The sequence below is a fragment of the Nocardia sp. CA-128927 genome (genome assembly GCF_050955855.1).
Taxonomy (GTDB): Bacteria; Actinomycetota; Actinomycetes; order Mycobacteriales; family Mycobacteriaceae; genus Nocardia.
In genome coordinates, this window is sequence record NZ_CP192087.1 from 2,281,832 (window position 1) to 2,305,723 (window position 23,892).

Here is a 23,892-nt window from a genome sequence, read left to right on the forward strand (position 1 = left end):
GTTCTGAGGGGGCGGGAACACAGCAATGCGTTCCCGCTACCCGACCATCAGCGGCTTCGGCTGCGACGATAGCAGGTGACTACAGGTTGTGGTGCACGGTTCTGGAGTGTGACGGGTCAGGCGATGAGATTGTCAATGCTGTCGCAGGACAGATGTTTGACCCCTCGTTCTCACTAGATGTTGTCGACGAGCTGATGCGCAGGCGGGCTGCCGGAGTCGGATCGGACCACTCCAATCAACGCACGAGATGTCGACGAGCGTGCGGGATTTGTCCACCAGATCTTCGGCGCAGAGTGCTCGCTGCGTTGAGTTCCGTTGTGGAGCAGCGGTTTTACTTGGTAGCGTCTGCACGGCATGTGAATGGCAATTGAGTCACTTTTTTGGGGGAACGTTGATCCGTCGGATGACTGTGGTATGTCTGTCTGCTTTCGCGTTGGTAGCGGGGAGCGCGACGGTGGCCGGCGCATCGCCTGTTGGTGTGACCGTTCTTCCCCAGCCGGGTGGTCAGTACCCGGTGGGTGAAACCGTGCTGCATCTGGTCGATGCGTCGAGGCAAGATCCGTTCTATGCCGACCGGCAGCGTGAGCTGATGGTGTCGGTGTTCTATCCGGCCACTGACGTCGGCAAGTATCAGCGGGCCCACTACATTTCGAAGTCGCTGATCCCGGATCTGGAGAAGCGCTTGGGTGCCGGACTGCCAGGTCTGTTGACCAACTCCTACACCGACGCACCCACGTTGGCGGGGACGGCCTTCCCAGTGCTCCTCTACTCACCGGGGGCGGGAGACACCCGCGTGTACGGCACCGGCATGGCCGAGGATCTGGCCAGTCGCGGTTATGTGGTGGTCACCGTCGACCCCACCTACGAGGCCATCGTGGAATTCCCCGGCGGCAGACTCGCCACGCCCGCTCCCGCTCCGGACGGTTTCGACACCAAGATCCGGAAGAAGTACATCGCGGCCCGGCTGTCCGATATCGGGTTCGTCCTCGACTCGCTCACACGCCTGACACACGGTGAGAACCCAGACGCCGACCATCGCACCCCGCCAGCAGGACTCGACCGTGCCCTCGACCTCGAACACGTTGGCATGGTGGGCCACTCCTCCGGTGGATACACCGCAGTCGAATCGATGCACGACGACCGTCGCATCGACGCCAGCGTCGATCTCGACGGGCAGATCGGTGTCGACGAAGATTTCGGGCGGGCGGCGACCGAGGGTGTCGACCGGCCGGTGCTGGTGATGACCAGCCAGCAGATCGAGGAGGTCGGTGACGCCAACCCGTCATTGAACGCATTCTGGCAAAACGGCACCGGCTGGAAACGTCAACTGACAATGAAGGATTCGGCCCACTACGACTACACCGATTATCCCTCCCTGGTGCCCACGATCGCGCGACCAGCCGCCAAGAGGTACATCGGGCCCATCGCCGCGGACCGCGCGACAAGACTTGCCCGCAAGTACGTGGCAGCCATGTTCGACAAATTCTTGCGTAACCGCACCGACACCCCGATCGACCAGCAGCCGACAGATCCAGAGATCGTCGTTGTCCGCTGATAAGTCGTCACAGATACGTACCGGACCGGGAATGACCTGTGAATCGCCCCGGCATGTCGGGAGATAACTCGTGACAGTTGTGTAGGCGATCTCATGTCGGTAGCCCACCGATCCGCGCTTACGCGGGTTCAGGGTGTGGTGGTGTCATTGTGTGCGCTGAGCAGCAGATGGTCGATGTGTGTGCGCAGCGAAACCTCGGCTGCGGGGACCCCCGCCAGATCGTTGATCAGTCGTTCGGCCAGGACCCGTAGTTTGGTGTTGGTTTCCTGCGAGCGCCACCGCAGCACCCGGAACGCTTGCTCGGCGCTGATGCTGTAGACGACCATCAATACTCCTTTGGCTTGCTCGATTACCGCTCGCGCGCTCAGCAACTCAGGTAATGCTCCATGAAGGGAAATCCCGCGGTGCCCGTCGGTGTAGTTGCCGGGCTGCTCGTCGTGTGGGACCATATTGCGGGGTTCGGTCAGGGTGTCGGTGAGGTCGACGTAGAACCCGGTCGTGCCGATGATCTTTCCGGTGTCATCGCGCATTGGGTCCGAGACCACGATGACTTGGCGCGTGGCCCCGTCGGTGTCGATGATGCGGTGGCTGCTCGAGAATGGGGCATCGTCGTGTACCGAGGTGATGAGTGCCGCCTGGACGCGGTCACGGTCATCAGGGTGCTTGTGGGCAAGCAGCAACTCGGTGGTGGGCTCGACTTCCCCGGGGTGGTAGCCGTGCATGCGGGCCACTTCCTCGGACCATTCCCATCGCTGATCGGCAAACCAGAACCGGAAACCCCCGGTTTCCAATGGCGTACCGGCACCGACCACCCGCTCCACCCCTACGCGATCGCGATCAGGGCCACGTCCGTCACGGTTGCTCATCTGATCAGTAAACGCCAAATCCCTGGGTAGGAAACGATCACCAGTGTTCTGTGCAGGTTCGAACGTATTTACCGCGCCAGCCCACCACCGTGAACGCGTGCCCGGCCGCAGGGTGCTGAGGTGCACCCATAAGGGCGCCCAGCCCCAGGCCCGACAGTACCTCCGGGGTCACTGACCCGCCATAGCAGCCGCCGGGTGCCGGTTGAAAGCTCACCCGGCACCCGGTGCCCACCACCGATCTGATGGGTCCGCCCGCGCCCTGCTCTGGGGCTTCTCGGACACCTTGGTGGAGACCCCCTTTGCAGAGATCACACCTAGTGAAGATTCCTGGCTTCTTCCCACCCCGCGGCGCTCTGTTCACCCGTTCGCCTCAATGGCGTGCACACCTTCGATGATCGAGCAACCGAATATGGTCGGTCACGGCGACGACCGTTTCGTTCCTGGCCGAAGCGGCAAACCTGTGGTGCACCGGAAACCGACCGAGTGGACAAATGGGTCACACTCCGACATCCCCTGTGAGCTGGTCGAAGGTCCACAACGGTGGGAGTCTCTATCATGGTGCGGCAGCGCATCTTTGACTTCAGCAAACGCCGGAAATACTCGTGAAGGCGAGGTTGGTGGCGTAGAGTAAGACGCCTTCGAGTCCACCAGCGCGGCTCATCTCCCTGTTTGGAATACACACAGGAGCAGTATGCCTTTCCTGGATCGTCGCGATGCCGGTCGTAGACTTGCTGAGCGTCTGCGAAGCTTTAGAAGTCTGCCCGTTGTTGTGCTCGGCTTGCCGTGCGGCGGGATTCCGGTCGCTTATGAGATAGCGACCGTACTCAAAGCCCCTGTCGATGTGGCGTGTGTGCGCGCACTGTCGGTGCCGTATCAACCCCCGCTGGTCTTCGGCGCCCTCGCAGAAGACGGGATCGAGGCCCTCGATGAGGAAATCATCGCGCGCGCGTTGATCAGCGAACCCGAACGGATCGCGGTCACCCGCGAGCAGCGACAACAATTGCGCCACACCATCACCCGATTTCGCCGCGAGCACGCCCCCGTTCCCCTCGAGGGTGTCACCGCGGTCATCGTCGTGGACGGTCTCGACACCGCCGTGACCGCGCGGGCGGGCGTCGCGGCGGCTCGCGCGCGCGGCGCGGCGCGGGTAGTCCTCGCGGTCCCGGTCGCCGCTGCGCGTGTGGTGCGCGTGATGGCCGGTATCGCCGACCACGTCATCTGTTTGGAAACACCTCGCTTGTTCGGCTCGATCCGCTTGTGGTATCGAGACTTCAGCGACGTCACCGACGTCGAAGGATGCGCGCTGCTCGGTCGCGCCGCGCCCGCCTTCGCCGTCGATCCCGACACACATATTGATGTGTTCAGCTCCTCACCAGTGAGACCAGGATGATGGACACGAGGCTGAGCCACCCTCGCCGAGCTCGGTGGGCGGCGAACGCCACAGTGCTGGGTGGCGAGGATATCTGAGCATCAACTCATCGACTGCGACCATCAATTCTTAGCCAATAACAGCCGCCCTTATCCGATACCGGCCGCCGTCTTTCCGACAGGTCACTAGGGATGAACCGTGTGGAATCGACAGCCCCATCAGTGCTGCCCGTGCTCGTAAGCTGACTGATACGAACGAGCGCACAACGGAAGGAATGACCGTGGACAGGCGGCGAGAGTCGTTGTGGCGCGAGATCGCTGCTGTCCCCGGCGTGCCGGGTCAGCCTATGTGGGGTTCGGCGGTGTGCTGCAGGTGTGTGGCGTTGATATCTGGTATTGATGCCGCGGCGCTGACGCTGCGCGCGACCCAACGTGCGCAGGATTTACTCGGAGCCAGCGACGACTGGGCTGGTGGGTTGGATGATCAGCAGTACACCTTGGGTGAGGGCCCTGGCGTTGAGGCGTTCACCGATGGGATACCGGTGTTGGTGGCGGATCTCGGTAGCGAGGAGGCCCGCTGGCCTGGTTTCTCCGATGCCGCGCTGGCGGTCGGTACCGGTGCAGTATTCGCGTTTCCGTTGCAGCTGGGCGGGATCCGGTTGGGCACCTTGGATCTTTATCGACGCCGCATCGGCGGTCTGGCGGCTGGTTCGGTAGCAGAGGGCGCGGTGCTGGCCGATCTGATCACATTGGCTCTGCTGCTCGAGATGGACGACGCGCAGTCTTCAGGACACGAGTGGCTGCGCGCGGCGGGTTCCTACCATGACGTGAACGTCGCTACCGGAATGCTGGCAGCCATGTTACGCATCAGCCTCGACGATGCGTTCATGCGCTTGCGAGGTCGGGCGTTCACGGCGAACCGCCCGCTGCTCGAGATCTCCCGTGACGTGCTCGCCAGGAAAATCAACGCCGACGAGCTGAACGAATGACCACCGCGCCCGATCAATCGACAACATTCCTCACATCCAGAAGGTGGCAGCCGTGACGCACGCATACGTGCCGGAGACACAATTACATTTGGTCCACGCGCTGTCAGTCCTCACAACCTCGGTCGTCGAGGACTGCGACCCCGCCACGGTCCTGTCGCAGATCAACAATGCCTGCCTGGATCTGCTCGATGCGGCCGCATCGGGAATTATCCTGGCCGATCCACGGGGAGCCTTTGGAGTGGCCGCCGCCTCCGATGAGCGCGCCCGCCTGGTGGAATTGCTGCAATCCCACCTCGAGCAGGGCCCATGCGTTGACGCGATTCGCAAAAACCAGACTGTCGAGGCCACCGACCTCGGACAGGATCCGGCTCCGTGGCCGGCATTCGCCGCGACCGCTATCGGGCTCGGTTATCGCAGCTTGCTCGCAGTGCCGATGCGGCTCAATGCCCAACCAGTGGGCGGGCTCAACATTCTTTACCAGCAGGTCACAGAATTCGGCCCATACCAGCGCGGAATAGCGGAAATGCTCGCGGAACTGGCAGTACTGCTGCTGACCCGGGACCGAAACGATAACCGGGCCGCACGACTGGCCGAACGAACTCTCGGATTGCTCTACGACCGCACCGCTATCGGTCACGCCATCGGAATACTGGCTGGCACACTCGATATCACTCCCACCGAAGGTAGAGCGCTGTTGGAACGCTACGCACGGATCAAAGCACTGCCGCTACGAGAAACGGCACGCAGTGTCACCGACGGCGTCCTGACACCTGCCCAACTAGCCTCCGATTCCCGGCGCGAGCAATAGTCAGGGCTCGAAATCCGGATCGACATCGTGATCAGCAACCGAGTCGACCACCCCTTGGAGCCTGGCAGCTTCACGATCACTGTCCAGGTCATCGCTCAACTCATCCAAGACGTCGCCTGCGGCGCCCCACGAGCGCAGAATGCCCACCGCCTCCCAGCGCCCCGCGCGCAACCGCAGCGCCTGTTGTAGCCGACGTGCAGCCATATCCGCCCCCGCATCCGAAGGCACCACCTTTCCGGCCATGCCCACCATCGTCCTCGCCGCTCCACGCAGAAGCCATACTGTCGCGGGGCGCGACAGGCATGTGCTCCAGCTTGTCGTGCCCCCGAGGTAGCCCTATTACGCCACTGCGGTAGTTGCTTCATGTGCGGGCAAGGCTTGCCGACCCAATGTGAGACGACTCAGGTTCGTGAACAGGGAAGCGGGGCAGCGCTTTTCGGGTATTCGAAGCTCTACGGGCAAGTGCCGGGCGGGCAAGCGGAATACCTGCGTGTGCCGCACGCGGACTATACCCACACCAAGGTCCCGATCGGTGAGCGCGACGACCGTTTCCTGTTCCTGTCGGACGTCCTGCCGACCGCGTGGCTGGGGAGCATGCCGTTGCCGCGTCGGTTCGATAGGGCGCGAGCGGCTCGATTCAGTCCGCGCGAAAAGAGCTGACGCCAACCTGAGATCTCGTTGGCCTTGCCCAGCGTTTTGCCCAGCTGTATATCCACTCGGAGCCGCGTTCGTCAGATGCGTATCGGCCCGGTCGGCACCGGTGTGCTTTGTTGCGCCGCTTCATGATCCGGGTGCTGGATCGCCAGCAGTCCTGCGGCCTCGAACTTCCGGACGAGTTCGGAGTTGGTGATGACTTCGAGGAATTTCTCTACGTGCGGTGACTTGTCGCGTGCGTGCACTGTCAGTGCGCGGCGGATGGGTCGGGTGAGCCGGATGATGGATAGTAGTCTGGCCGATCCGTGTAACGCCATCTTCGGTACCAGTGCGACGCCGACGCCGTGTTCCACCATGCTCAGTGCGGTCGTCACGTCCGGTGCGTGGATCGTGAACCGGATGCGCGCGCCTGCCTGGGCCGCCTCGCGCGAAATGGTGTCGGTGAGATCGGAGTTGGCGCCGCAGCGGATCCATGGTGCGTTGGCCAGTTGTTGCCAGGTGCCGTCGTAGTTGTTGTGTTGGCTGGGGTGGCAGACGACGACGAGTTCTTCCTCGCCGAAGCGGTGGACGACCGGCGAGCTGGACTGTTCGAGCGGTCCGACGGCGAGATCGAGGGTGCCGGCTTGCAGGGTGGCGTGCAGCTCGCGGAGATCGGTGAACGCCTTGACCTCGATGTTGTCGATATGTCGTTCGTGGCGCATCCGGTAGATGAGCGGGGGCAGCAGCTTGTGGGCGATGGTGGGTGTCGTGCCGACGGTCATCACGCCGTCGCCGAACGTGCTACCCATGGCTATCGCCTGACGGGCGGATTCGACGACATTCGAGGCCTGGTTGAAGAACTCCGTACCGAACGTGGTGAGTCTGGACCTGCGTGACCGCGGATCGAACAGGTTCCGGCCGAGTGAGGCCTCCAACGCGTCGATCTGCTGTGACATCGCCGACGGTGTTATCCCGAACTGTCTGGCGGCGGCAGACAATGAACCCAGTTGTACTGCCCTGACGAAGTAGTCGAACTGTCGCAGCGTGATCGAGTTGGAAGTAAGTAATGGGTGTTCAGGCATCGACAACCTTTGTATCGAGCCGTCGGCCTATCCGCAGCACCTTCGGTCATCATTTTAGATAGTGGTATCCCGTTACCGGGCATGTCACCCGCCGGTCGACACAGACCGGCAATCACATCACATTCTCCCGCTTACTGTTCGTTCATCCTATGAATTTGGTGTTCGATGTGCCTCGAAGAGGCCGCCTTCGAGTTGTTTCGCTGACTTGCGAAGCAGTATCTACTGCGGTGATCGGTTACGTCAAACCTTGCGTCACACCAAAATATTATGTTGTCCATATCACGTTGTAACTTCAACTGTATTGCTCTATATGCTGCCTCATGTGGCGATTTGTCGATTTGTGAAACCTAGGTTTCCTCTGCTACATGACCATCCCCTTGGTGTTGTGCTGTGTGCCTGTTTCAGCGCAGTCTGAATGTCTTAAGCGTAGCTACTCGTGGTTGGTAACAATTCCAAGAGGAGGCGCATTTATTTGTCGATTTGCCAATGGTGGGGTCGTGCGCGACTTTTCGTAGGGCTGTGTTGATTGGTGGCGATCAAGGTGCGTGGTCGCCTGCGAGCATGATCGTCTGGCAGTGCGAGACCGGTTTTTTTGAACGGGTATGCGAACTACTTGTGGCGTCCGAGCCCGGGTGTGAATGCCGCGCAGTTAAGGAGGTTCCGGACTGGTGGGGACCGGTAGTCCTGTAGTCGGTATTCGGTGCGGTTCATGATGTGTTCTATGAACTGGCCCGATCCTGCCGCGCGGCTACTGGCCCAGATCCTCGCCGCCGGTCACTACTGTCAACGGTCATCGGGAACTGGCTCAGGCACGAAGTTGTTGGCGCCCTGGGGATTTGGTAGTGGGGCGAGCGGTGGTCGATCATGATGGCGGTGCGCTGATCTTGACCTGAGGGTTCTGCTTCCACATCTGATCGACCTGCGCATCGAGCAGGTCACCCGCCGCGGGGCGACCCTGCGGATCAACGCCAGCGTCACCGCACGAGGTGCATCCTGTCCGTACTGCACCCATTGGTCGATTCGGGTGCACAGTCGCTACCAGCGGTGCCTGTCCGATGCAGCGATCGGCGGAGCCGACACGCTGATCTGCTTGCGGGTCCGCAAGTTCTACTGCGGTAGCCCCGATTGTGCCCGCACCACGTTCGCCGAACAGGTCCCCGGCCTGACCACCGCCCATGCCCGGCGGACTCCGCTGCTACGCGGCATGCTGGAGCGAATCGCGCTCTCGCTGGGTGGCCGGCCCGGCGAGCGGCTGACTCACCGGCTGGCCGTGGCGGTGTCGCGAATGACGTTGCTGCGGTTGATCCGAGCATTACCCATACCCGAGCCCGGCACGGTGACCGCACTCGGCGTCGACGACTTCGCGTTCCGCAGAGGAAGAGATTATGGCAGTGTCCTGGTCGACATGCACACCCATCGAACGGTGGACCTGCTGCCGGACCGCCTGAACGACACGTTCGCCGAATGGCTGCGCGTCCACCCTGGTGCGACGGTGATCTGCCGTGACCGCGCATCAGGGTATGCCGAGGGCGCCCGCCGCGGTGCGCCGGACGCCATCCAGGTCGCCGACCGTTTCCACCTGCTCTACAACCTCACCGACGCGGTCGACCGGGTGGTGCGCGCCCACCGCAAATGCCTGCACGACCGGCCCGCCAGCGAGGCTGTCGCCCAGCCCGCTCCCGCACCGGCGGTCGTCGACGGGTGGCGTGCGGAGCTGACCCGGCAACGGTGGGCCGAGGTTCATGCGTTGTGGGACAAGGGAATCGGGCACACCGCGATATGCAGGGCGCTCAACCTCGATGACAAGACGGTGCGCCGCTACGCCCGAGCCACCAGCGCCGACGAACTGCTGACCCAGGCTCTCCGACGCGGCAGCGCGCTCGACGCGCACACCGCCTACCTGGCCGAACGCTGGCAGCAAGGGTGCACCAACGCCGCCACTCTGACCGGCGACTGCGCGAGCGCGGCTACCGGGGCAGCGAACGCCAGCTCCGTCGACTGTTGCAGACCTGGCGGGACAGCACCACACCACCGACCGCGACACCGGTAACGACACCCAAACCGCGGCAGGTCACCGGCTGGATCATCCGGCCGGCTCACAAGCGCACCGAGTCCGAACAAGCCGACCTGGCCCGGATTCTCGACCGCTGTGCGGTCCTGCGCAGCGTCGATCAACTGGTCAGCGACTTCGGCGGGATGCTGCGCCACCGCCGCGGCCAGCACCTGGATGCCTGGATCGCCGCAGCACAGGCCAGCGACGTCGCCCAACTCCAAGGATTCGCGGCCGGACTGCTCAAGGACTACGACGCCGTCCGCAACGGACTCACCCTCCCCTGGAGCAGCGGCGCCGTCGAGGGCACCGTCACGAAATTGAAGGCCCTCAAAAGAGCCATGTATGGCCGGGCCAACTTCGATCTCTTGCGCCGCCGCCTGCTACTCAACATATGACACCGATCAGCAACGCCACCAACAACTTCGTGCCTGAGCCATTATCAGCTGTCCGCTGGCAACTACCGTCGAAGATTTCCTCGCTCGTCTGCGGGTCGATCCGCGGGTCGATACCGTCGTTGGCGCCGGTGCCCGCCTGGAGCCCCGGCCCTGAACCATGGAGCATCGAGACGGCCTCACCAGGCCCTACCTTGGGCCCGTCACCATTGCAGGAAGCCGCCGAACTGACCGGCACAGCGATATCTCCACCCGCTGTTCAACGGGGGATGGGATTCGGATGGGGCATGGTTGACGGCGTGTCATCCAAGGCTGCCGCGGTGTGACGTTGATGATGTCGCGGTGACCGATACCGAACGTGCTCTCGTCGTGGCCGGACTGTTCGTCCTCGACACCGACCACCCCGACCGCGAGCATCTGACCAGCTTGCGTCAGTACTACAGCGCCCAAGCCGAGGACTGCGCCGACGCAGCATACGAGGTGCTCGGGCGGCACCTGGATCTCGACTCAGCCCAGCATCTGCAGGTCGCGCTGTTCGAGGTACTCGACCTGCCGCTGACGACCGCAAGCTGCGAGCAGTGCTACAGCACCGATAGCGATGCGCTCCAAGAACTGTTCGCGGCGACCCGCCACCCGTTCCTGGCTCATGTCCTGGACCGGCGCCAGGCTCTGCACATGTGTGCTCAGCTCACCACGCGCCTCACCGGAACCCCGGTCTAAAAGGTGACCGAGCCGTCATCATTGAAGGCAGCGAGTCCCAGGGTGAATACGGAAAGTAGCGGAAATCCCTGAAGCCAACATCACCGCGGTCGCCAAGACCCACTACATCGGCATCCCCGAGACGGTGCCCGACAACCGCGACGTGCTCGAACGCTGGGCCCGGGGACTGGACGCGGTAAACGTGTGAGATTTCTGTGAGATCTGGCTCAAATCCGACTCGCCGACTTAACGAGGAAGCCTTCCGGTAGTGGTGGACCAGAGTCTGGTTCACCGTACGACGACCTATTCGAATCTGTGCGCAGGTTGGATCGGACGCGCATCCGATCGAAGATTCCGACGCGCTGACGGGCAGTCGCCGGCGAGCATGCGCGGCGGGATCCGGCTGACTTGTTCAGGGCTGCCGATCAACGGCACGCCGATGGCCTGCGGAACATGCGAAGTAACGCGGATTCGCTTCGGGCCCTTCGCTATTCATCGGATGAAGTGGTCAGTGGGTGAGTGTGGCGCAACCGTTGTCGAAAGGCGTGCCGTCGAAACGTGCCTGGAGGAAGGTGTGCGTGGCCGACATGAATATGGCACCGCTCACCAAATGGTCTGCGCCTGAATACTCTTGGAAGCGGACCGGTACGCCGCGACGGCAGTATTCGGCGGCAAGTTCGCGCTCGTCCGCGGCGATGATGACACCGTCGCCGATCCCGTCGGAATTGCCGCCGCCGAGGAACAGCGGCCCCCGCGGGGTGCCCGAGGTGCCCATTCGTCCCTGTTCGATCATCGGCGCGAACGCGGGGATGGCACGGTAATCGTGATACTGCGGCTGTAGTAGCTGTTCGATCCGCAGGCCGGGGAATCTGGGGCCGTCGCCCGCGCACTGGTCGGCGACTTGGGCGACCACTGCTGACTCGCACCACGCAGATCCGGGTTGCTGCGACGTCGATGGCAACCTGTAAGCCACGGCAGCGGCCGCGCCATGCCAGCAGTTTCGTGTAGTAAATGAACCTGATTCTCACAACCCGGCGGACGAAAACCCGGGGCAGACCGCTCGGAGGGCACTCAGGTATGGGGAGCGGTCAGGTGAGTCCGGCGGCGCTGAGCAGTTTGGCCAGGTCTCGTCTGATCAGATGATGGTCGTGGCGGGCGAGTCGCTGCAAGCTACGGTGTGCTATCCAGTCGTAGCGGATGTCTTCGGGGCAGGCCAGCTCCGCTTGTTGCAGCGCGAAGATAGCGGCGAAGTCAGAACCGAGGACGCTATAGGTATACGCGGTCGTCAGATAGTAGACGACTCGAAGGTCGACATGGGTGCTGTCCGGTATTTCCACATTCGCGGCGAACTTTACTGCGTCATCGAACTTGCCCAGTTGCAATGCGATGTTCATCGCGGTGATTGCCACTTCGATACCTCCGAACCAGATTCGGTGGTCGACGCCAGCGTGGTCGAGCTTCGTGGCGAGCAGCCAGGCGTCCGCCATGAGGTCTTGAGATCTCGCCAGCGCGCCGACACCTGCGGCAGCTTCGGCGGCGACCAGTTGCAGTGCTCCGTACGAGGTTTGGTCGGTCCGGGATTCCGCAGCTAGGCGCCGGGACGCTGCGAGTGCATAGTCCATGCTTTCGGCGTGGTAGCCCAGCGACAGCAATGCGCTTGCTACGTGCCAGGAGCTTGCGGCAACCAGGGTCGGTGTCGCTGTCCGGGCGAGGATGCCGATCGGCCGGTCGGCGACGAGCCAGGCGAGGTGATAGTCACCCACCCTGGTAAGTAGCAATCGGGCGAGATGGTAAACATCAACCAGCAACTGGCCTGCTTCCTCGACCTCGCCGTTCTGCGCTGCCTGTGCGGTTGCGCGAATGGATCGCGCTGCGACCAGCACACCGGGTAATCGAGCGGCGAGTTCGGTGTATCGGTGGCGCGAGTTGAGCCAGATGTCCCAGCACTCTTCGAGCGAGGCCCGCACCGCATCCAATGACCTTGGAAGGGGCGAGGCTTCCGCGGTAAGAGCGTGCGTGGACGGGTGATCCATGATGGCTCGGCTGAGGGCCGTGAGCTCCAGGCCCACCTTGCGTGCGGTGGATCGGCTCGAGGAGTGCCAGTCGACCAATTCCATGGGGTCGTCGAAGCGGAGTACTTCGGCGAGCCGGAAAGTCATCTCGATGCTGTCCAGGCGGGTGTGGCCTTGTTCGACTTGCCGTAGCCACTCGTCGCTGCGGCCGATCAGCTGTGCGACGACCCGGCGGGACAGGCCGAGCCGACGGCGGCGCAACTCGATTCGTTCTGCAATGGTCAAGGCACTGCGATTCACTGTGGTCTGAACCTTTCGTCAGTGGCACGGTGATCGAGTCTCGGTGGGTAGCTACACCGGTGGCAAACCGAGGGGGCTCCCTTGCTGTTTAGATTTTATCCGAAAAGTGTTACGGCTGTGTTTGTTTGACTGGGGATCGCCGATATCTGCCCGGTAGGCCGGCTGCGCTGACCTCGTCGACGCCGCTGGCCGGGGACCGCCCGAAGGGGTAGCGCCTTGTGAAAACCCTTGGCCACCAACACATGTGCGCTATGTCGAAGCGGCATGTGCACTGTGGCGGAGCAGTTTGTTGGTCGGTCCGCACCTTGCGTGCGGCGAGATCGTAGGACGCCCTATCGTCCTGTCGACTCCGATTGCCCTGTGGCGCTTGACTGTCCGAGAGTCTCCCGCAGCCAGTCGCTCGCTGTCATGCCGTAGGCACAGACACTTCCGGCGGGGTGGCCGTCAGCACAGCTGCCCGGTCGCGCGGATCGAATTGGATAGGTGCCAAGGGATAATCGTCATATCATCCGCTCCGTCGCCGAGCGGTGTTCCGGTGTGCACACTGGATCAATGACAGTGCACTGACGATCAATTGCCGTGCTGTCGTGCTCCTTATGGTCGAGATCGGGCGGTCGTCGTCGTAGCTGAGGAGCCGCGGCGGCGATCCGCCTGACCGAGAACGACCTGGCACGGTGTTCTGGTACCGGCAGTCTGCTGAACTTTCCTGCGATGACGCAGTTGTCGTGCAGCATGCACTCGGCTATGGCAGCCCCACAACGATGTATCCGAGACGTCTGGCGAATTCGGCAATGCGTTCTGCCTGCGACGGCGCCGCTTTCGGAGTGCGCAGAAATACTCTTGAAACCGAACCGACCAGCCGGTGTCCTGGAGAATTCCCCTGTTGCACCCACTTCGGCCCCGAAACGACGTCCAATTAAATTGGGAAGCCGACCGGTGAGCGCCTCTACTATCGGTAGATACGTCAAACAATCGGCCGATATACTGAGCGTCGTGCTCTAGCTGATCGGTCGTCAGTGTTCATGGAGATACTGAAATGGTTACTTGTTCGACTCATCTGACCGGATCCCGTGCCCCTTGTGGAAGAATCGTCGATCAAGATCACTTGCTGGACGACGACGAGTTCGGCATGATCACGCAGGTCGACCGATATGCCTGCGGGTGCCGTAGCGTCTATCGCGAGTACCACGACGGCAGCGTGGGAGAACGTACGATTCGACATGACGGCAAAAAGATCTACTCGAAGCTCAGGGCGGAACAAGGCTGTTGAAAGCAATTTCATCGCGACAACCTCGGCGCAATAGCTTGGATGCACTGTGCAAGGCGGCCTCGAAACCGCGATTACCCGCGGTCAGGCTTCGCCTGTTGGGGAATACGAATTCTCCAGGAAGGAGTGGGTGATGCGGCGTACCATTTTTCTGTTTCCCGGCCTCGGTGGCTGTATCCGCGGCGCGCTGGATGGGGAGAACGACGAGATGGGTATCGATAATCTCATCCAAAGGGCGTTTGTCGAATGAATAGCCGGACAATGAAATCGGAAGATGTGAAGACCGTTCGCCGGTTCGTCCAAGAGGAACTCGGCGGCGAGCAGATGGACGTACGTTCAGAAACGCCGCCGAAGTTATATGAAAGTTTCGCGATACCGGACTTGCGAATTAGTGGCTGCCAACGAGGTTCGGTGGGCGTGGTTTGAGCCTCGAAGGCAGCGTCGAGCTCGTCAACTGAGCCATTCCGGGTAGTGGATCGGCTGGTGTCCTGGTCTGGCGACACGCCGGAAGGTGTTGGGGTGCAACGAGAAAGCGCAGAACCCCGGGTATGAAGGTGGTCCTTCCAAAGATCAACTTCATAGAGGTTCTGCGCATCGTGAGTGTGACATACGCGGCCATGCTGCCGATTTCCGAGGCCACGGTCGAGTTCGTGGCCGGGTTGCTCGACACCGAACGCCGCCGCCGGGGTACCCGCTGACGGAAGCTGACCTGCCTCGATCAAGCGGTGCTGGCGCTGCGCTGGTTCGTCGACGGCACCCGCATAACACAGTTGGCCTGCGACAACGGTATCGGTAAGACGACCGCCTACGACTACCGGCACGAAACCATCGACGTGCTCGCCACACAGACCCCGGACTTGCACAATGCACTGATGGCCGCGAAAGTCGCAGGTTATGAGCATGTCGGTGTGGACGGCACCTTGATCTACACCGACCGCCTCCGGGAACCAGGGCTCACCACGGGCAAGAACGGGAAACCGGTGGATGCGTGGTGGTCGGGCAAGCATCGTCATCACGGCGGCAACGTGCAGGTCATCACCGCACCCGATGGGTGGCCGCTGTGGACCTCGCAGGTGCGGCCGGGCCGCGAACACGATGTCACCGCGCTGCGCACGCACCCGTAGATGCTGCCCGCGCTGATCGACTGGACGACCGACGCCCAGCGGCCCGTGCTGGGCGATCTCGGCTACGAAGGCGAAGCCAGCCTCATCACGATCGCAGTCAAGAAGCCCGCCGACGGCCAGCTCACCGACGAACAGCGCGACGCCAACAAGGCTCACAACAGCAGAGGCGCCATCGGAGAACGCGGAAACTCCCTGCTCAAAACCACTTTCAAAGCACTGCGGCGAGTCAGCCTCTGCCCCTACCGGATCGGCGCCATCGTCGCCGCAGCCCTGGTACTACTGCACATCGAACATGGCCGCACCACCTGACCACCACACACCGCTACTCGGAACGGCTCAATGAGCCCGGGCGGCCCGTGACTACGACAAGATCATCGCGGAACCAGAAGCCGGCGGCCGACTTCGCCAGGCAGGGCACGCTGAAATCGGCAGTGACGGCCAAGATGTTCTGTGGTCAAGCGGGCTGGGATATAGCGAGCGTTGGCTCCGAGATGTTCGGCGGCCCCGAATGTACCAACGAGCTGCCCATCGGAAGGCTGGTCCGGGATATGCGCTACGTCTCGATTATCGAAGGCGGCGATGATGTTCTGCGTGATCTGATTTTCAGCCGGTTCGTAATACCTGTGCCGTGCCGATCGTAGCTGGGGACCGCAGTTCGGTGTCGTGCGGAGAGAAAGGTGATGGAGGTCGATCAGGACATCTGCCGAACCCGTGATGCCTGATGTGATGTCCATCGGCAACGCACATGATGTTTTTCCGTAAGCATCCCACGAAGCTTTTTCAGCTCGGCCGCGCCGACACCGTGGGCGCGCATCGTTGTCGACTCGATGTACGAGCGGCCCCGGCAGGGTGGCCGACTCGATTGCGCTGTAGTTCAGCACCCGCACACTCATGATGCTGTACCTGATTGGACGCCCAGCCCGTAACTATTCATCAATCTAAATGTGATGTATCGGCGCAAACTGCTGAGATCGTGTCGCAACGCTGTGCGGCTCAGTTGCTGTCGCGTGAAATACGGAGCGATGACCGTGATGACGAATAAATCCGATACCACCAATAAAGACGATCGTGCGATTGCGATCATCGGACCGGCTTGCCGACTGCCGCAGGCAGCGAATCCAGCGTATATTGCATGATCCGGGCCAGGGCGTGAACAATGACTGTGCCTAGTTCCCTTGCGCAGGGAGATTCTGCAGCTGGTTTACGAACGGGCTGCTGTGGCGCTGGCTGCTGTGCAGTACGTGGAGTTGCACGGCACCGGGACCAAGGTCGGGGACCCGATCGAGGCTGCCACTTTGGGAGCGGCGCTCGGGTCGGCGCGGTCGGTCGATGATCCGTTGCTGGTGGGGTCGGCCAAAACCAATGTGGGTCATCTCGAGGGGGCCGCGGGTATCGTCGGTCTACTCAAAGCAGTCTTGAGCATTGAACATTGACTGCTGCCTGCGAGCTTGAATTTCGCGACCCTCAAACCCGAAGATTGCTCTCGAAGAGTTGAACCTGCGGGTCCACACTGCGCCGGGACCCTGGCCGCACGTCGATCGGACGTTGGTTGCGGGGGCGTCTTCGTTCGGCATGGGGCGCCAACTGTCATGTGGTGCTGTCCCAGGCTCCCCTGGATGGGGTGGATGCCAGTGCTGGGACGATGCTGGTGGCCGGGTGGATGGTGTTGTACCGTGGGTGGTTTCGGGTGCGAGCTATGAGGCGTTACGTGCACAGGCGCAACGGTTGCGGTCGTTTGTGGAAGCCGGTGCGCGTGTGGTGGATGTTGGTGTGTCATTGGGTGACGACTCGGAGTGTGTTCGATCATCGTGCACGTCTGGTGTGAGTCGAATTGCGTAACCGGATCGGCACCGCTACCGAGTTGCGGTTGCCGTCGACAGTGACTTTCGATCATCCGACATCGGCGGCGCTTGCCCGGTTTTTGGTGGCCGAGCTTGTCGGGGAGGACGCCGCTGTTGTTTCGACCGCGCCCCTGGTCGCTGCCGTGGCAGACGAGCCGATTCGTATAATTGGGATGTCATGCCGGTATCCCGGTGGTGTGGTTTCACCTGAGCAATTGTGGGAGCTGGTCTTGAAATCTCGCGACAAGCTGTCGCCCGCCACAATCGCGTCCAATAGCTGTTTCATCCTCTTCTTACTTGCTATGAATCCGCCTGCTCGGCAGAATGTGCGATCTGAATCAGGCGCTGCACATCCACACTGTCGATATCCTCATCGACGTCCAGATGTGTCGACGAACTATTGGGAGTGCGCGCGAGTTGGAGTATCGCGGCAAATAGACCAGAATCTTTGAGGCGCTGAATCGGTATAGCCGCCAGCGCCTTCCCTGCTTCTGTTTTGTCAACATCGACGGTGTGCTCTGCCAAAGATGTGGCGAAGATTTCGCGCCAAAGGTGTTCGGTGAGTGTGGTGATGGTGGGGTAGTCGAAGATGATGGTGGCGGGGAGTTGCAGGCCAGTGGTGGTGTTGAGTCGGTTGCGAAGTTCGACGGCGGTGAGTGAGTCGAATCCGAGTTCTTTGAATGGTTGGTCGGTGTCGGGGGCCGGGCGGCCCAGGACCGCGGCGACTTGGGTGCGGACCAGCTCCAGCAGCGCTTGCTCACGGTCCGTGACGGGCAACAGGCGCAAACGCTGGGCCAAAGACCTGCCCGCCGGACCTGAGCGGGTGGCTTGTCGTTTCGGGACACGCATCAACTCCCGCAGGACCACCGGCACCTCGGTATCCGGGTCGCGTACACCGTTTGTGTTCAACCGCGCGGCAGTCACCGTCCCTTGAATGCCTGCCATGGCCTGGTCGAACATGCCCACAGCCTGCTCGGTGGTCATCGCGACAACACCGACCCGACGGATTCGTGCTTGATCGGAACGACCCAACTTCGCGGTCAGGGCACTGGTCTGCGCCCAGTAACCCCACTGGATCGACACGCCTGGTAGATGTTGGGCTCGGCGCCGCGACACGATCGCATCCATCGCTACGTTCGATGCGGCATAGTTGGCTTGCCCGGCCGTCCCCAATACCCCTGCGGCGGAAGAACACATCACGAACAACGCCACATCATGGTCGCGGGTGAGTTCATCCAAATATCGGGCGGTGTCGACCTTGGGGCTCCATACCCGTTCCAGTTGTTGCCGAGTCAGGTCTGTGACCAGCCCGTCGTCCAGCACGGCCGCTGCGTGCACGATACCGGTCAGTGGGTGTTGCTCCGGGATCGAGGTCAGCAACTGTGCCAGCTGACCGCGGTCGGTGACATCGCAGGACTCGATCCGAACCTGGGCCCCCAACCCTGCCAGCTCGGTGCGGAGCTCGACCGCGCCCGGGGCATCGCTGCCGTGGCGGCTGACCAGAACTACATGTCCTACTCGGTGATCGGTGATCAGGTGTCGAGCCAGGACCGATCCGGCCATTCCGGTGCCGCCGGTCACCAGCACTGTGCCCGTCGGGTCCAGCACCGGCGGCACAGTGAGCGCGATCTTGCCGGTATGACGGGCTTGGCTCATCCACCGCATAGCTTGGCGGAGTCGGCGAATATCCCACGCCGACACCGGAAGCGGTGTCAACTCGCCCGCTTCGAGCAGACCCACAATCTGGTGTAGTAGTTCCCCGATCCTTTCAGGTCCGGCCTCGGCGATTTCGAACGCCCGATAACGCGACACCGCCGGGTATTCGGTGATGACGTGTTCGGGGTCGCGGATGTCGGTTTTGCCCATCTCCACGAACCGCCCCCCGACAGCCATCAGCCGTAGCGACGCGTCGGTGAACTCACCGGCCAGACAGTTCAACACCACATCCACACCGCGACCACCGGTCACCGCCCGGAAACGTTCCTCGAACTGGAGGCTGCGGGAATCACCGAGGTGGTCCTCATCTAATCCCAACCCGCGCAACGTATCCCATTTCCTGCGACTGGCCGTGGCGAAAACCTCCGCCCCCCAATAGCGAGCCAATCGCACCGCTGCCATCCCGACTCCGCCGGTGCCGGCATGGATCAACACCGACTCACCACGACGCAATCCACCGAGATCAGCCAACCCGTACCATGCGGTGCACCAGGCCACCGGCGTCGAGGCAGCCTGCTCCCACGACCATCCGATCGGTATACCCGCCAACATCGGTTCGTCTACCACTACGATCGAACCGAGCGCACCCTGGGCGATCCCCATCACCCGATCCCCACGAGCGAAGTCGGTGACGTCATCAGCGGTATCGAGGACCACCCCGGCACACTCACCACCGAGCCGCAGACCGCTCTGGTCCAGCACCATGCCCAACCCCACGACGACATCGTGGAAGTTGAGGCCTGCGGCGCGGACCTGCACTCGTATCTGCCCTGCTGCCAGTGGGTCCAGCATTTCGGGACGGGGAGTGATCGACACGTCCAGTGCTCCCGCACCCGTGGCCTGCGCCCCCCACGCCGATACCTGCGGAATGATCAGGGTTTCATCGACCTCCGAGGTTCGTATCAATCGAGGGACGAGAATGTTGTGATCGCGTACGGCGAGCTGTGACTCGTTCGCCGCTAATGCGGCAGCCAGAACCATCGGCAGATCCTCAGCGTCGAGTTCGTCGGTGTCGGTGTCTACTAACAGGATCCGGTCGGGGTATTCGGTTTGGGCCGAGCGGATCAACCCCCATACCCCAGCACTCGGCACATCCGGTGACTGCCCGTCGGTGACCGCCACCGCGCCCTGGGTCAGCACCATCAACAGCGACGATTCCCACCGTGGTTCCGTCAACCAGGCCCGGACGATGTCCAGGACACCCGCCACCATCGTGGCGCCCGCTTCGTCCGGCAGAGCCCCACACGGGAGGACTACCACCTCCGCTATCGCCACCTCACCGGCTTCCGCCGCCACGCCCAGCGACACCAAGTCCCGATGACCAGCCAACCCCCACCGGTCGTCACCGAGCACCACCCACGACCGGGCGTCTCCACCCACACCATGGTCACCCGGCCGATCAGCAACGGGAACCGGCCGCCAGGCCAGGGTGCACAACGCATCCCGACCAGACCGCCGACCAGGCAGCTGTGCTGGATCGATCGGGCGAGTGGTCAACAACCGAATCGAAGCCACAGGTTGCCCCACCGGATCGACCGTGTCGATAGTGATCCCGTCCGCGCCGACATACCGCACCCGGACCCGGAGACCGATTGCACCCGCCGCCCGCAACGACACCCCCGCCAGCGAAAACGGCAACCGGAGCTTTCTCATCGCCTCCTGCGGTCCACCGACCCCGGCATCCTCGATCGACAACAACGGATGCAAGGCCGCATCCAGCAACGCCGGATGAATCCCGAACCGCCCGGCATCGGCCCATCCATCGGAGGGCAACTCAACCTCGGCATAGAAAGTCTGCCCGTGCTGCCAGATCTGCTGGACACCCTGGAACATTGGCCCGTAGTTGTAACCGAGAGCCGCGAGCCGTTCGTAGAAGCCGGCTACCGACACGGGCGTGGCATCTGTCGGCGGCCACTGGGCAACGTCCCAGTCTATGTCCGCTCCAACGTCACGGGTCAACATGCCGCTTGCATGCCGCGCCCACGGATCGTCGTCCGCTGCTACGCCGGTAGCCGCCGGTGGGACACGGGAATAGATTCCGAATGAACGGCGCCCCGACTCATCGGGACCGCCCAGTACCAACTGCAGGTCGATGGCCTCGTGTTCGCGCAGTGCGAGTGGCGCCTCGACCACCAGCTCCTCGATCACTTCGCAGCCGACCCGGTGACCTGCGTACAACGCCAACTCCACAAAACCGGTGCCCGGGAACAACACCGTGTCCGCTACCGCATGATCGGCCAACCACGGATGCGACTGCAGCGAGACCCGACCGGTGACCACCAGCCCACCGCCATCTGCCAACTCCACCACCGCGCCGAGCAGCGGATGCTCAGCCGAACTCAGTCCGGCCGAAGACACATCACTGGCACCTGCTGCCTCCAGCCAAAAGTGCTGGCGTTGGAAGGCGTATGTCGGCAGCTGGATCCGGCGTGCGGCCTGGCCTGCGAATATCGGTTCCCAATTGACCTGTATGCCACGCACGAATACCTGCGCCATCTCGGTCATGAACCGGCGGATGCCACCGTCACCGCGACGCAACGATCCCACCGCGGTCGCGGTATCACCGATCGTGTCCTGAATATCGGCCGCCAACACCGGATGCGGACTCACCTCGATGAACACACCATGACCCTGCTCGGCAAGGCTGCGAATACTTTCCTCGAACTGCACAGTGTCACGCAGATTCCGGAACCAGTAGTCCCCGTCCAACCCGGCCGTATCTACACATCCACCAGTAACTCCAGAATAGAACGGGATCTCTACCGCCCGCGCGGTGATCCCCGATAACTCGATCAGTAACCGATCCCGAAGCGATTCCACCGCCACCGAATGCGCCGCATAGTTCACCGGAATCCGTTTCGCCCGAACCCCTTCGGCTTCACACACGCCCACCCACTCGTCCAACGCATCAGGCTCACCCGAAACCACCACCGACGACCGACCATTCACCGCCGCGACCACCACACGACCACCCCACCTACTCAACCGCGGCTCCACCACATCCACCGGCAACGCCACCGACGCCATCCCACCCGCACCCGCCAGCACCTCACCCACCAACCGACTACGCACCACCACCACCCGCGCCGCGTCTTGCAGCGACAACACCCCCGCCACACACGCCGCGGCGACCTCACCCTGCGAATGCCCCACTACCGCATCAGGTTCCACCCCGTAAGAGCGCCACACCGCGGCCAGCGACACCATCATCGCGAACAACACCGGCTGCACCACATCCACCCGATCCAACGACGCCGCACCCCCCACACCACACACCACATCGACCAACGACCACTCCACCAACTCATCCAGCACTTGCGCACACTCGCGCATCCGCTCGGCGAATACCGGTTCGGTGTCCCACAACTCCCGGCCCATCCCCACCCACTGCGAACCCTGCCCCGGAAACACAAACACCACCTTGCCCGGCTCCCGGGAAGCCACCCCCTCCACCACATCCGATGCCGGCTCACCACCAGCCACCGCCTCCAAACCCCGCAGGAAATCGGCACGATCCCGCCCCAGAATCACCGCACGATGATCGAACACCGAACGCGTCGACACCAACGACAAACCGACATCGGCCGGGCGCAGTCCGCGATGCTGGTCGATATGGGCGGACAACCGCCGCGCCTGAGCCTGCAACGCTTCTGCGGACTTGCCCGAAACAACCCACGGCACCACAACATCGCCACGATCACTGCGGTCATCTCCGTCGGAGTCATCGATACCGGAGCCATCCATGACAGGGGGCGCCTGCTCCAAAATCAGGTGCGCGTTGGTCCCCGAAATCCCGAACGAGGACACCGCAGCCCGACGCGGATGACCCGTCACCGGCCACGACCGCGACTCGGTCAACAACCCCACCCCACCCGAAGACCAATCCACATGCGACGTCGGCTCATCCACATGCAACGTCGCCGGCAACACCCCATACCGCAACGCCTGCACCATCTTGATCACACCCGCAACACCCGCCGCCGCCTGCGTATGACCAATATTCGACTTCACCGACCCCAACCACACCGGCTCACCCCCAACCCGCCGATCCTGACCATAAGTCGCCAAAATCGCTTGCGCCTCGATCGGATCACCCAACTTCGTCCCCGTCCCATGAGCCTCCACCACATCCACATCAGCAGCCAACAACCGCGCATTCGCCAACGCCGCCCGAATCACCCGCTCCTGCGACGGACCATTCGGCGCCGTCAAACCATTCGACGCACCATCCTGATTCACCGCCGAACCCCGCACCACCGCCAACACCTCATGCCCAAGACGAACCGCATCCGACAACCGCTCCAACACCACAACACCCACACCCTCAGCCACACCCATCCCATCCGCCCCCGCCGCAAACGCCTTACACCGACCATCCGGCGACAACGCACGGTGACGACTCAAACCCACTAATGCCGAAGGAGTCGACATCACCGTCACACCGCCGGTCAATGCCATGTCACATTCACCCGATCGCAACGACGTACACGCCAAGTGCAATGCCACCAATGATGACGAACACGCCGTATCCACACTCACCGCAGGACCCAGCAACCCCAGCGCATACGCCACCCGCCCCGACACCACACTCGCCGTCGTACCGGTTATCAGATAGCCGTCGTTGTCGCAGCCCGTCCCATATAAGCGCGGCCCATAGTCAAGGGCGGTGATACCAATAAAGATCCCAGTCCTACTGCCATGCAGCGATGCCGGGTCTATCCTCGCGTGTTCAACCGCCTCCCATGCGGTCTCCAGCAACTGCCGCTGCTGCGGATCCATCGCCGACGCCTCACGCGGACTGATCCCGAAGAACTCCGCATCGAACTGGGCTGCGTCATAGAGAAATCCGCCGTCCCGCACGTAGGACTTGCCCGACTGATCCGGGTCGGGGTCATAGAGTCCGTCGAGATCCCAACCACGGTCCGAAGGGAACTTCCCCACGGCTTCCACACCCGCCGAAACTAGCTCCCATAATTTCTCTGGTGAATGAGCACTTCTGGGATACCGGCAACCTATACCCACTATCGCGATCGGTTCCCGCAGGCCCGCGTCGATTTCCCGCAGACGTTCGTGAGCAGCCTCCAACTCGGCCGCCGCGCGCTCGAGGAAGTGGCGATACTTCTCCTCGTTCACCATCCGACATCACCCCGAACCGGGAAACTGCGGTCGTCTAGGGATCGCGGAAGT

Annotated in this window: 15 protein-coding genes and 3 pseudogenes; 12 read left to right on the plus strand and 6 right to left on the minus strand. The window is 62.4% G+C overall.

The window, feature by feature from the left end; genetic code table 11:
- Positions 1-478 precede the first annotated feature (478 nt).
- Positions 479-1,555: an alpha/beta hydrolase family protein gene (locus tag ACQPW1_RS11010; RefSeq protein ID WP_433662622.1), complete on the plus strand. Its 1,077-nt coding sequence runs from the start codon at positions 479-481 to the stop codon at positions 1,553-1,555.
- Between the two features lie 128 nt (positions 1,556-1,683).
- Here the strand turns inward: ACQPW1_RS11010 and ACQPW1_RS11015 are convergent, their stop codons facing one another.
- Positions 1,684-2,421, minus strand: a complete 738-nt coding sequence (locus tag ACQPW1_RS11015) for a PAS and ANTAR domain-containing protein (protein ID WP_433662623.1) — start codon at positions 2,419-2,421, stop codon at positions 1,684-1,686.
- 691 nt (positions 2,422-3,112) lie between these two features.
- Between ACQPW1_RS11015 and ACQPW1_RS11020 the strand changes: the two genes are divergently transcribed.
- The 3 genes from ACQPW1_RS11020 to ACQPW1_RS11030 all read left to right on the plus strand — a co-directional run bounded on the left by ACQPW1_RS11020 (position 3,113) and on the right by ACQPW1_RS11030 (position 5,586).
- Positions 3,113-3,811, plus strand: coding sequence for a phosphoribosyltransferase (locus ACQPW1_RS11020; RefSeq protein ID WP_433662624.1), 699 nt, complete (start codon positions 3,113-3,115; stop codon positions 3,809-3,811).
- 253 nt (positions 3,812-4,064) lie between these two features.
- Entirely contained in the window at positions 4,065-4,778 is a 714-nt protein-coding gene (locus tag ACQPW1_RS11025; RefSeq protein ID WP_433662625.1) for a GAF and ANTAR domain-containing protein, read from the plus strand.
- 43 nt (positions 4,779-4,821) lie between these two features.
- Complete coding sequence (locus ACQPW1_RS11030) at positions 4,822-5,586, plus strand: GAF and ANTAR domain-containing protein (RefSeq protein ID WP_433662626.1); 765 nt, start codon at positions 4,822-4,824, stop codon at positions 5,584-5,586.
- On the opposite strand, the gene ACQPW1_RS11035 is transcribed toward ACQPW1_RS11030, so the two are convergent.
- Positions 5,587-5,829 (minus strand): hypothetical protein, encoded by a 243-nt coding sequence (locus tag ACQPW1_RS11035; protein WP_433662627.1) that lies wholly within the window; start codon positions 5,827-5,829, stop codon positions 5,587-5,589. It lies immediately after the preceding gene.
- Positions 5,830-5,934: 105 nt separating this feature from the next.
- On the opposite strand from ACQPW1_RS11035, the pseudogene ACQPW1_RS11040 reads away from it, so the two are divergent.
- A pseudogene (locus ACQPW1_RS11040) lies at positions 5,935-6,171 on the plus strand (glutathione-dependent formaldehyde dehydrogenase); the annotation flags it as partial.
- A 146-nt stretch (positions 6,172-6,317) separates the two neighbouring features.
- Here ACQPW1_RS11040 and ACQPW1_RS11045 read toward each other — a convergent pair.
- Positions 6,318-7,301: a LysR family transcriptional regulator gene (locus ACQPW1_RS11045; RefSeq protein WP_433662628.1), complete on the minus strand. Its 984-nt coding sequence runs from the start codon at positions 7,299-7,301 to the stop codon at positions 6,318-6,320.
- 961 nt (positions 7,302-8,262) lie between these two features.
- Between ACQPW1_RS11045 and ACQPW1_RS11050 the strand changes: the two genes are divergently transcribed.
- From ACQPW1_RS11050 to ACQPW1_RS11060, 3 genes are all read left to right on the plus strand, one after another.
- Complete coding sequence (locus ACQPW1_RS11050) at positions 8,263-9,351, plus strand: ISL3 family transposase (protein ID WP_433665202.1); 1,089 nt, start codon at positions 8,263-8,265, stop codon at positions 9,349-9,351.
- On the plus strand, positions 9,303-9,749 hold the full coding sequence (locus tag ACQPW1_RS11055; protein WP_433662629.1) for a transposase: 447 nt from the start codon (positions 9,303-9,305) through the stop codon (positions 9,747-9,749). Before ACQPW1_RS11050 ends, ACQPW1_RS11055 begins: the two co-directional genes overlap by 49 nt.
- A gap of 339 nt (positions 9,750-10,088) precedes the next feature.
- A complete protein-coding gene (locus tag ACQPW1_RS11060) occupies positions 10,089-10,466 on the plus strand; it encodes a DNA polymerase (RefSeq protein WP_433662630.1) in 378 nt (125 codons plus the stop codon).
- 487 nt (positions 10,467-10,953) lie between these two features.
- On the opposite strand, the gene ACQPW1_RS11065 is transcribed toward ACQPW1_RS11060, so the two are convergent.
- Complete coding sequence (locus tag ACQPW1_RS11065; RefSeq protein ID WP_433662631.1) at positions 10,954-11,358, minus strand: lipase family protein; 405 nt, start codon at positions 11,356-11,358, stop codon at positions 10,954-10,956.
- Between the two features lie 175 nt (positions 11,359-11,533).
- A complete protein-coding gene (locus ACQPW1_RS11070) occupies positions 11,534-12,757 on the minus strand; it encodes a helix-turn-helix domain-containing protein (protein ID WP_433662632.1) in 1,224 nt (407 codons plus the stop codon).
- A gap of 1,884 nt (positions 12,758-14,641) precedes the next feature.
- Between ACQPW1_RS11070 and ACQPW1_RS11075 the strand changes: the two are divergent.
- From ACQPW1_RS11075 to ACQPW1_RS11090, 4 genes and pseudogenes are all read left to right on the plus strand, one after another.
- A pseudogene (locus ACQPW1_RS11075) lies at positions 14,642-15,457 on the plus strand (transposase family protein).
- Positions 15,458-15,591: 134 nt separating this feature from the next.
- Positions 15,592-15,789 (plus strand): acyl-CoA dehydrogenase family protein, encoded by a 198-nt coding sequence (locus ACQPW1_RS11080; protein ID WP_433665203.1) that lies wholly within the window; start codon positions 15,592-15,594, stop codon positions 15,787-15,789.
- Between the two features lie 534 nt (positions 15,790-16,323).
- Positions 16,324-16,581, plus strand: coding sequence for a hypothetical protein (locus ACQPW1_RS11085; RefSeq protein ID WP_433662633.1), 258 nt, complete (start codon positions 16,324-16,326; stop codon positions 16,579-16,581).
- Positions 16,582-17,132: 551 nt separating this feature from the next.
- Positions 17,133-17,237: pseudogene (locus tag ACQPW1_RS11090) on the plus strand (beta-ketoacyl synthase N-terminal-like domain-containing protein); the annotation flags it as partial.
- 52 nt (positions 17,238-17,289) lie between these two features.
- Here the strand turns inward: ACQPW1_RS11090 and ACQPW1_RS11095 are convergent.
- Positions 17,290-23,841 (minus strand): type I polyketide synthase, encoded by a 6,552-nt coding sequence (locus tag ACQPW1_RS11095; RefSeq protein WP_433662634.1) that lies wholly within the window; start codon positions 23,839-23,841, stop codon positions 17,290-17,292.
- Positions 23,842-23,892 lie beyond the last annotated feature (51 nt).

Bases quoted from the DNA above. Each gene is read 5' to 3' on its own strand.
- ACQPW1_RS11020 (WP_433662624.1), top strand. From the start codon at position 3,113: ATGCCTTTCCTGGATCGTCGCGATGCCGGTCGTAGACTTGCTGAGCGT.
- ACQPW1_RS11095 (WP_433662634.1), bottom strand. From the start codon at position 23,841: ATGGTGAACGAGGAGAAGTATCGCCACTTCCTCGAGCGCGCGGCGGCC.
- ACQPW1_RS11080 (WP_433665203.1), top strand. From the start codon at position 15,592: ATGTTCTGTGGTCAAGCGGGCTGGGATATAGCGAGCGTTGGCTCCGAG.
- ACQPW1_RS11015 (WP_433662623.1), bottom strand. From the start codon at position 2,421: ATGAGCAACCGTGACGGACGTGGCCCTGATCGCGATCGCGTAGGGGTG.
- ACQPW1_RS11045 (WP_433662628.1), bottom strand. From the start codon at position 7,301: ATGCCTGAACACCCATTACTTACTTCCAACTCGATCACGCTGCGACAG.
- ACQPW1_RS11035 (WP_433662627.1), bottom strand. From the start codon at position 5,829: ATGGCCGGAAAGGTGGTGCCTTCGGATGCGGGGGCGGATATGGCTGCA.
- ACQPW1_RS11025 (WP_433662625.1), top strand. From the start codon at position 4,065: ATGACCGTGGACAGGCGGCGAGAGTCGTTGTGGCGCGAGATCGCTGCT.